The 8,915-nt window shown below is 68.8% G+C and carries 10 protein-coding genes; 3 read left to right on the top strand and 7 right to left on the bottom strand.

From position 1 onward, the window contains the following. Positions 1-525 (bottom strand): hypothetical protein (locus IM689_RS14145; protein WP_193644494.1); only part of this gene is annotated, 525 nt, incomplete at its 3' end. A 285-nt stretch (positions 526-810) separates the two neighbouring features. On the opposite strand from IM689_RS14145, the gene IM689_RS14140 reads away from it, so the two are divergent. Then, positions 811-1,422, top strand: a complete 612-nt coding sequence (locus IM689_RS14140) for an NUDIX hydrolase (RefSeq protein ID WP_193644493.1) — start codon at positions 811-813, stop codon at positions 1,420-1,422. Positions 1,423-1,426: 4 nt separating this feature from the next. Here the strand turns inward: IM689_RS14140 and IM689_RS14135 are convergent, their stop codons facing one another. Next, entirely contained in the window at positions 1,427-3,202 is a 1,776-nt protein-coding gene (locus tag IM689_RS14135) for an ABC transporter ATP-binding protein (protein ID WP_193644492.1), read from the bottom strand. Then, entirely contained in the window at positions 3,199-5,049 is a 1,851-nt protein-coding gene (locus IM689_RS14130; protein ID WP_193644491.1) for an ABC transporter ATP-binding protein, read from the bottom strand. The genes IM689_RS14135 and IM689_RS14130 overlap by 4 nt, the downstream gene beginning before the upstream one ends. Positions 5,050-5,097: 48 nt before the next feature. Here IM689_RS14130 and IM689_RS14125 point away from each other — a divergent pair, with 48 nt between their 5' ends. After that, entirely contained in the window at positions 5,098-5,742 is a 645-nt protein-coding gene (locus tag IM689_RS14125) for a TIGR03085 family metal-binding protein (protein ID WP_193644490.1), read from the top strand. Between the two features lie 80 nt (positions 5,743-5,822). Here IM689_RS14125 and hisF read toward each other — a convergent pair whose 3' ends face one another. Next, positions 5,823-6,575, bottom strand: coding sequence for an imidazole glycerol phosphate synthase subunit HisF (hisF, locus tag IM689_RS14120; RefSeq protein WP_118912500.1), 753 nt, complete (start codon positions 6,573-6,575; stop codon positions 5,823-5,825). Between the two features lie 51 nt (positions 6,576-6,626). Here hisF and IM689_RS14115 point away from each other — a divergent pair, with 51 nt between their 5' ends. Further along, entirely contained in the window at positions 6,627-7,238 is a 612-nt protein-coding gene (locus IM689_RS14115; RefSeq protein ID WP_193644489.1) for a nucleoside/nucleotide kinase family protein, read from the top strand. 35 nt (positions 7,239-7,273) lie between these two features. On the opposite strand, the gene IM689_RS14110 is transcribed toward IM689_RS14115, so the two are convergent. The 3 genes from IM689_RS14110 to IM689_RS14100 are packed head-to-tail and all read right to left on the bottom strand — an operon-like array spanning position 7,274 to position 8,898. After that, positions 7,274-7,735 (bottom strand): PH domain-containing protein, encoded by a 462-nt coding sequence (locus IM689_RS14110; protein ID WP_227484884.1) that lies wholly within the window; start codon positions 7,733-7,735, stop codon positions 7,274-7,276. 39 nt (positions 7,736-7,774) lie between these two features. Continuing rightward, positions 7,775-8,620: an ATP phosphoribosyltransferase gene (gene hisG, locus IM689_RS14105; protein WP_047312706.1), complete on the bottom strand. Its 846-nt coding sequence runs from the start codon at positions 8,618-8,620 to the stop codon at positions 7,775-7,777. 14 nt (positions 8,621-8,634) lie between these two features. After that, positions 8,635-8,898, bottom strand: coding sequence for a phosphoribosyl-ATP diphosphatase (locus IM689_RS14100; protein ID WP_047312873.1), 264 nt, complete (start codon positions 8,896-8,898; stop codon positions 8,635-8,637). Between the last annotated feature and the right edge of the window lie 17 nt (positions 8,899-8,915).

Below are 8,915 nucleotides of genomic sequence, written 5' to 3'. Positions count from 1 at the left end.
CGCAAGTCCTGGTCGTACTTCTTGGGCATGGTCCGATTCTCCTTCAGGAAGGACGGAACCAAACCCAGGGCGCTTCACCTCGTCGCGATCGGTGGCGAGGGCCGCCATTGTGGCGTGCGGTCGGTACGTCTGCGACAGCGTGCCGGTTGTCACGACGCGACCGTTAGCCAGATCGCGGGTGAGGCGAACCGCGAACGTCGTTCCGATCGATGCGGCTAGCCGAGCGAGCGCCTCACCTGTCACGACACCCATTCCTGGCACGTCGACGTCACGCATGACCGGGTCGGCGCTGCGGGTGTCGAGCGAGGCCACCTCGGCGGCCCGCTCCAGACTGCGGCGGGTGTGCTCCAGCGTCTCGATTTGCTCGTCGAACGTCGGCCCTTCAGCGACGTCACCAACGAGGGAATCGGGCGAGACGAGGGCGCGATCGGCGATGGCGCGGGTCAGCACCAACCATGCTTCGACGAGTTCGTCACCCGCCGCGCCCGCGAGCGCTTCCGCGCTCATCACCAACCTCAGATCCATGCTCCATTATCGCACATATGTTCGAATCAGGGCAGGTCTCTGCGCACCCAATCTCCTGACCCACGTGCCGCTCCACCGCCTCGATTCGGACTACAGGATGGCCACTCGCAAGCGCTCATCCTTAAGCCGCAGAGCCTCCCTGTTCCGCGAAATAGTGAGCGGTTTCCCGGAGTGGCCAAGCGCGTGTCTGACGCACCGGCGATGGCGCGCCCCGAACCAGCGCCCGATGCGCCACGATGGGTTCTGCCCGAACCCAGCAGAGTCACCCGAAGAGGAGCCGCCCGCATGCCCCGTGACGACGACCTGCGTCAGCACATCGCCCAGCAGCTCTCCTCCTTCGAGCCTCGTGAGGCCACGGGTGATCCCCTGCGCGAGGCCGCGGTTTGCGTCGTCATCGCCCACAGGGCGGACGAGCCGGTCGTTCTCATGGAGAAGCGAGCACCGAGCCTCCGCGCCCACGCCGGTCAGTTCGCGCTACCGGGCGGCCGGATCGACGCGGGCGAAACGCCCCAGGAAGCTGCCCTCCGCGAACTGCACGAGGAACTCGGCATTGCGGCTTCGGCCGACTCAGTCTTGGGCAGGCTCGACGACTTCGCGACCCGCTCGGGCTATCTCATCCGCCCGTTCGTCGTCTGGGCCGGAGATGTGCTCGACGAGGTGGTGCTCAACCCGGCCGAGGTTGCGGTGCTCCACGAGATCACGCTCCCCCAATTGGACGCGGAACCGCGGTTCGTCGAGCAGCGTGGGCTGGGCGAGCCGGTGTTCCAGTGGCCCTTCGAGGACTACTGGATCCACGCGCCGACGGCGGCGATCCTGCATCAGTTCCGGGAAGTCGTTCTCCACGGCCGCAGCACGCGCGTGGCCCACTTCGAGCAGCCCAAGTTCGCCTGGAAGTAGCGCGCTACTCCGCGTGGGAGGCCACCCAGCCTTCGTGCAGCCGCCGGTAGGGTCCGTCAGCGCCGACGAGTTCAACGTGCGAGCCGAGCTGGACGAGTCGTCCGGCGTCCATGACCCAGACCTCGTCGGCCTTCTCGGCCGTCGCGAGGCGGTGCGCGATGACGACGCTCGTTCGGCCGCGCATCAGCTCGTCGAGTGCCCGGCCGACGGCAACATCGGTCGACGGGTCGACACTCGAGGTGGCCTCGTCGAGGATGAGCACGTCCGGGTCCGTCACATACGTGCGCGCGAGCGCGACGATCTGTCGCTCCCCCGCGCTGAGCCGCGATCCGCGAGCGCCCACCTCGGTGCGCACGCCCTCGGGCTGACGGACGAGCCAGTCCTCGCACCCGATCCCGACGAAGGCGCGCTCGACGCCCGCGTCGTCGAGGTCCGGGCGCGCGAAGCGCACGTTGTCGGCGATCGTGCCGGTGAAGAGGAAACCCTCCTGAGGCAGGTACGCCACGGCCTCGCGCAGCGACGCATCATCGACGTCGCGCAAGTCGAGTCCACCGACGAGCACGACGCCGGACGTCGGGTCGACGAGTCGCGTCAGCAGTTTTGCGAGCGTGCTCTTGCCCGAACCGGTCTCACCGACGACGGCGACGCTCGTACCCGGCGCGATCGTCGCGTCGACGTCGCGCAGCACGAGGTCGGCGTCGGTGGAGTAGGCGAAGTCGACGTGGTCGAGCTGCACCGACTTGGCGCCGGCACTCAACGACTGCGGTTGCGCCGGCGGCACGACCTCGAGGGGCGTGTCGAGCAACTCGATGACACGCCGCCAGCCCGCGAGAGCGTTCTGCAGGTCGTTGAGGACCTCGGTGGCCGTCTGAACGGGCTGCGTGAAGAGGTTGGTGAGGAACACGAAGGCGGTGATCTCACCGATCGTCATGTGTCCGTTGGCGCCCATCCACGCACCCGCGATGATGACGAGGATGAGCGCGGCGCCGGAGACGCCCTGGCCCGACACGAACGCACCCACGGCACGGATCTGCGCCCCGATGGCGGCCTTGCGCTGCGCCTCAATCGCATCGTCCATGCGCTCCTGGGTGCGCGGCTGAATACCGAACAGGCGGACGGTCGCTGCCCCGGCCACGGACTCCGAGATCGTGCTCAGCATGTCGGCCACCCGCTCGCGGACGACGGCGTACGCGCGCCCGACGAGCCGCTGGAAGTAGCGTAGGAGGAAGAACAGCGGCAGGAAGCAGATCCACACGAAGATGGCGAGTGGCCACGAGTACCAGAGCATGAGGATCGTCGCGACGAGCAGTTGACCGATGGAGACGATGAGCATCATGCCGCCGCGCTGGACGAACATCGAGATCTGGTCGACGTCGCTCGTCACGCGCGAAACCATCGAACCGCGGCGGGACGCGTTGAGCGTCAGCGTCGACAGGGCGTGCACGTGGGCGAACGCCTTGCGGCGCAACGTCGCCAGCCCCCGCTCGGACGCGCGGAAGAGCCTGACGTTCATGACGTAGGAGCAGACGCCGGCCACGACGACGCCGAGGGCCGCGAGCGCACAGGTCCACCGCACGACGCCGAGGTCGACGCCGCCCGGCGCGAGGATGCCGTGGTCGATGGCGCGCTGCAGCGTCAACGGCACGATGACCTGGCTCGACGTCGCGACGAGCGCGAGCAACAGCGTCCAGCCGAAGCCCTTCGTCATCTCCGGAGCGAGCGAGAGCCCGCGCCGCAGGGTGCCGCGGTCGCTCGTCACCTTGGTTGCGCCGGCGCTCATGCCCGGCCCCCTTCAGCCTCGGCGTGGGAGGCGTCGGCATCGTCCCCGTCATCGGCGTCGGCTGCATGAGGGGCAGCACCCTCGGCTTCCTCCACCTCGTACGCGCTGAGCAGCGCCGCGTACCCGGGGTGGCCGGCCATGAGTTCGTCGTGACGGCCGCTGGCGGCCACCCGTCCGTTCTCGAGGTACACGACGCGGTCCGCGAGCAGGATGCTCGAGCGGCGGTGCGCGACGATGACGGTGGTGCTGCCCTCGGTCGCAGACCGCAGCGACGTGAGGATGTCGCCTTCGACGGCGGGGTCGATCGCGCTCGTCGAGTCGTCGAGCACGACGAGACCGGGCTTACCGGCGATCACTCGTGCGAGCGCGATGCGCTGACGCTGACCGCCCGACAGGCGCGAACCACGCTCACCGAGCACCTCGTTGCGACCGTGCGGCAGGGCCTCGACGAACGTCGCCGCGTGCGCGACGTCGAGTGCGTGATCGACCTCGCCGCGACCGAGATCCGAGCGCCCCAGCGCCACGTTCTCCTCGCTCGACTCGTTGAACACGAACGCGTCCTGCGTCGCGAGGGCCACCCGCTCCTCACGGTTCGCCGCGCCACCGATGTCGTGACCACCCACCTCGACGACGCCGGCCGTCGGCGGAGTGAGCCCGACAAGCACCTGAGCGAGCGTGCTCTTGCCCGAGCCCGTCGCACCGACGACGGCGAGCGAGCCGCCGGCGGGAACCTCGAGGTCGACGCCGGTGAGCGCGGGAGCGTCGGCGTCCTCGTACGTGAACGAGACACCGCGCGCCCGCAGCTCCAACGGCCCTTCGGGCAGGGACGCCTCCCGGCGGCGCGGCGGCAGATCGGCTGCGTCGTCGAGGATTGGCTTGACGCGCTTCCACCCGATGGCCACCTGCGGGAGGCTGAACAGGATCCAACCGAAGGCGCGCACCGGCCACGCGAGCAGGCTGAAAAGGTAGGCGACCTGAACGACGTCAGCGGCCGTGATCGAGCCCGAGGCCACACGTTCGGCACCGACCACGAGGACGGCGAGCGACCCGAGCGTCGGCAGCGCATTCGTCATCGGGTCGAAGATGCCCTCGGTCCGTCCGAGACGGATGTTGGCATCACGCAGTTCCTCGGCCGAGCGCGTGAGGCGCGCGGTCTCCGAGTCGGCGCGACCGAGCGCCTTGACGACGAGCGCGCCGTCGAAGCTCTCGTCGGCCACGGTGCTCACCTGCGCGCGGGCCGCCTGCGATGCCTCGACACGACGGCGCATGACGATCTGGAACCAGTAGTTGATGACGATGAGCAGCGGGAACACGACGAGCGCGACGAAGCCCAGGACGACGTCGACGAGGAAGATCGAGACGAAGGCGAAGAGCAGCATGATGGCGACGCCGAGCGCCATGGGCAGTGGCTGGAAGATGTTCCAGATCGTCTCGACGTCCGAGTTCGCGTGCGAGAGCAGACGTCCCGAGGGATGTACCTGGTGCCAACGCATCGGCAGGTCCTGGTAGGCGCGCGTCACCCGACGCCGCGTCGAGGCGATGAGGTTGTTGTACGTGATGCCGGCGGCGATACGTCGCACGATGACGGCGATGACGTTGAGGAACACGACGCCGCCGAGTTGCCAGGCCACCTGCCAGGCCATCGCGCCGGTGAGTTCGCCCTCGCGCACGGCAGGCGTGACGACATCCGCCACGAGGCCGCCGATGACGGACGCCGTGAGCACGGTGAGCACTCCGTAGCCGGTCGCTCCGAGGACGGAGAAGACGAACCAGCGCCACTCTTCACGACACCCTGCCAGGGTGACGCGAACGGGTGACGCGTCGGGGGCCAGATCGGCTGCACTCACGCGGGGGTTCCTTTGCTCGCTCGGTCGCGGGGGTGACAACATTGCGACATGCCGAACTATGCCCAAGCCGAACGACTGGCTCTCTGCGACACCGCACTACGGATCGGGCCGGACGCTCCGACGCTCTGCGACGGCTGGACCGTGAAGGACCTCCTGGCCCACCTCGCGATGCGTGAGCGTCGCCCGGAGGCCGTCGGCATCCTTCTGCCCCAGGCACGCGACCTCGCCGAGCGTACCCGCGCGCGCTACGCGCTGCGTCCCTTCGAGGACCTCGTCGACATGGTGCGTCGTGGTCCGCACGAGTTCTCGCCCTTCCGCATTCCCGCGGTCGACGCGCGCGCGAACCTGCAGGAGTACTTCATCCACCACGAGGACATCCTGCGGGCACAGCTGCCCTACGCCGACGAGTCGCAGGTGCGCACGGTCGGTGAGCGCCTGCAGAACTCTCTCTACGCCGCCCTGCCGGCCGCCGGCACGATGATGCTGCGCCACTCGCGGATGCGCGTTGCAGCCCTCTGCCCGGGCCGGACGCCGGTTGCCCTCACGAGCCCCGACGAGCCGCTGGGTGAAGTGGTCATCGAGGGTCTGCCCAGCGAGGTTCTCCTCCACCTGGCGGGCCGCATGAGCTTCGTTCAGTTCGCGGGCGAGCCGGACGACATCAACCGCTTCGCGTCGGCGCCGAAGGGCATCTGACCAGCGTCCTTCCTTGCTAGTTCAACGATTTCGGGCCTCACCTTCGAGTTGAAGGTGAGGCCCGAAATCGTGTGGCGCGGTCAGCGCACCGGCGCACCGGTGGCTGCCAGGGCCTGCTTGACGTCGCCGATCGTCATCTCGCCGTAGTGGAAGACGGACGCTGCGAGCACGGCGTCGGCGCCGGCTTCGACCGCGGCCGGGAAGTGCTCGACGGCGCCCGCGCCACCACTCGCGATGAGAGGCACGGTGACCTCGCGGCGCACTGCCTCGATGAGTTCGAGGTCGAATCCGCGCTTCGTGCCGTCGGCGTCCATCGAGTTGAGCAGGATCTCCCCTGCCCCCAACTCCTCCGCGCGCGCACACCACTCGACGGCCTCCAGGCCGGAGCTCGTGCGGCCGCCGTGCGTCGTCACCTCGTAGCGCCCATCGATGCGCCGCACGTCCGCGGACAGCACGAGAACCTGGGCGCCGAAGCGGTCGGCGATCTCGGCGATGACCTCGGGGCGGGCGATGGCACCGGTGTTGATACCCACCTTGTCCGCGCCCGAACGCAACAGTCGGTCGACGTCGCCGACAGTGCGCACGCCTCCCCCGACTGTGAGGGGAATGAAGACCTGCTCGGCCGTGCGCGCGACGAGGTCGTACGTCGTCGATCGGTCCGCCGAGCTCGCGGTGACGTCGAGGAAGGTGAGTTCGTCAGCGCCCTGACGCTCGTAGCGTGCCGCGAGTTCGACGGGGTCGCCCGCGTCACGAAGATTCTCGAAGTTGACGCCCTTGACGACGCGTCCTGCGTCGACGTCGAGACAGGGAATGACACGTACCGCAACCGACATGGCACCGAGCCTAAGCCCTCAGGCCCCGCGCCCGGCCGGTACGTTTGCTCCGTGAACACGCCGCCCATCGCCGTCCGATCGCCGGGTCTCGCCGCGGCGCCGACGATGTCGCCCGACGCCGTGCTCGCGTGGTTCGACACCCGCGCGTCCCTGAACGAGCGCTGGCTGTTCACCCTCGACGGGCGCTCCGGAGCAGGTAAAACCCAGCTCTCGGAACGCCTCGCTCAGCACTACCCGCACGCCCAGGTGCTTCACCTCGACGACCTCTACCGCGATTGGGACAGCCTGCCCAGCGGCGTGTTGCGTGCCCGCCAGCTCGTCGAACACTGGCGCGCCGGCCGCTCTCCGAGCTACAAGCCGACGCAGTGGGCCGGCGTGCCACCGCGCGAGCGCGAACCCATCCACGCCACCCGCTCCCTCATCGTCGAGGGCGTCGGCGCTGGATGGGTGGGACAGAACATCGCAGAGGGCTCGGCGTGGCTGGAAGCCTCGCGCGAGCAACGACGCATCCGTGCACTGCGCCGGGACGGAGAGATGTTCGCGCCGTACTGGGTGAACTGGGAGGCCCAGGAACGGTCCTGGTTCGCCGCGCATCCGCCTCGCCCGGACGTCGTCATCGACGCGAGCGACCTCACGGAGGAAGAACGCTCCGCTGCGCGCTGAGGCCGTCGACCTGCCTCAACCCAGAACGTGACCGTTCAGTCGTTCGGGATCTCGCCCTGATTGACGTGGACGAGAGCGGCCAGCCGTGAGGCCTCCGCCTCGGCGGACGGGCCGTCCGCGCGCTGGATCGCCATGACGGCGAGCTGCTCGGTGTCGGCCAGGTCGAGCAGGCACCACGGGGGCCCGCCGCCGAACTGCACGCCGACGATCTCGGCCCACGGCACGAATCGCTTCGTCAGCAGGTTGCGCACCGAGATGCCTTCGGGCGACGGCTCGGCCTTGACGAGCCCCCACCGGCTCAGACCCCAGCCGAGGAAGCAGCCGAAGAAGAACACGGCCCACTTGTCGAGCATCGTCCAACCGGTTGCCCCGCCGGTGGGCAGGACGACAAAGGCGACGACACCGAAGGTCACGACCATCGCCACGGCGGCTGCGAAGGCAACCGCGCGGCCGCGACGCGGAATGAACGGACGGTAGGCGTCCTCGTTCTTGGCCATGTGATGACTCCTCTCGGGTGCTCGGGCGCGAGGCGTGGATCAGAGCCGGCACGCGGCGATGTCGGTGACGAGGATGGCGCGCGCCCCGAGGTCGTACAACTCGTCCATGACGCGGTTGAGCGAACGGCGGTGCACCATGACGCGCACGGCGACCTGGTTCGGGTCGTGAAGCGGCGACACGGTGGGCGACTCGCTGCCCGGCGTGAGCGCGGCGGCCTCCTCGACGAGTGCGGCGTCGATGTCGTAATCCATCATGACGTAGTGGCGCGCGGTGAGAACGCCCTCGAGACGGCGCACGAGAGTCGCGGCCTGACCGGACAGCTCGCGGTCGGAGGGACGGATGAGCAGGGCCTCGCTCGTGAGGATCGGGTCACCGAAGACCTCGAGTCCGGCGTTCCGCAGGGTCGTACCGGTCTCGACGACGTCGGCGATGACGTCGGCGACGCCGAGCGTCACAGCCGTCTCGACCGCACCGTCGAGGCGAACGACCTCAGCGTTCACACCGTTCTTCTCGAGGTCGGCCCTGACGAGGCCGGCGAACGACGTCGCGATGCGTCGACCTTCGAGGTCGGCAACGCTCGACGCGACGCCCGGACGCCCGGCGTAGCGGAACGTGGACGCCCCGAAGCCGAGCTGCAGGTGCTCCACAGCCTTCGAACCGGAGTCGAGCATGAGGTCGCGCCCGGTGATGCCCAGGTCGAGGGTTCCCGAGCCGACGTAGACGGCGATGTCCTTGGGACGCAGGAAGAAGAACTCGACCTCGTTGTCCGCGTCCACGACGACGAGTTCCTTGGAGTCGCGGCGCCCGCGGTAACCGGCCTCCTTGAGCATCGAGGCGGCGGATTCGGACAGGGCGCCCTTGTTGGGGACTGCGACGCGCAGCATGGTGTCCTTCCGGCTCAGAGGTGGGAGTAGACGTCGTCGAGCGTGATGCCGCGCTCGATCATGAGCACCTGCAGGTGGTACAGGAGCTGGCTGATCTCCTCGGCCGCGGCGGCGTTGCCCTCGTGCTCGGCGGCCATCCACACCTCGGCGGCCTCCTCGACGATCTTCTTGCCGATGAAGTGCACGCCCCGGTCGAGTTCGGCGACGGTGCCGGAACCCTCCGGGCGCGTCTGCGCCTTCTCATTGAGTTCGGCCCACAGCTCTTCGAACGTCTTCACAGGGTGCAAGGCTACCG

It is taken from the genome of Dermacoccus barathri, assembly GCF_015070805.1.
Taxonomy (GTDB): domain Bacteria; phylum Actinomycetota; class Actinomycetes; order Actinomycetales; family Dermatophilaceae; genus Dermacoccus; species Dermacoccus abyssi.
Note: the sequence above shows the minus strand (reverse complement) of the source record. Positions and strands in the feature narration are given on the sequence as shown.

Excerpts from the sequence above, each read along its gene's own strand:
- IM689_RS14140 (WP_193644493.1), top strand. The coding sequence starts at position 811 with ATGCCCCGTGACGACGACCTGCGTCAGCACATCGCCCAGCAGCTCTCC.
- IM689_RS14135 (WP_193644492.1), bottom strand. The coding sequence starts at position 3,202 with ATGAGCGCCGGCGCAACCAAGGTGACGAGCGACCGCGGCACCCTGCGG.
- IM689_RS14125 (WP_193644490.1), top strand. The coding sequence starts at position 5,098 with ATGCCGAACTATGCCCAAGCCGAACGACTGGCTCTCTGCGACACCGCA.
- hisF (WP_118912500.1), bottom strand. The coding sequence starts at position 6,575 with ATGTCGGTTGCGGTACGTGTCATTCCCTGTCTCGACGTCGACGCAGGA.
- IM689_RS14110 (WP_227484884.1), bottom strand. The coding sequence starts at position 7,735 with ATGGCCAAGAACGAGGACGCCTACCGTCCGTTCATTCCGCGTCGCGGC.
- hisG (WP_047312706.1), bottom strand. The coding sequence starts at position 8,620 with ATGCTGCGCGTCGCAGTCCCCAACAAGGGCGCCCTGTCCGAATCCGCC.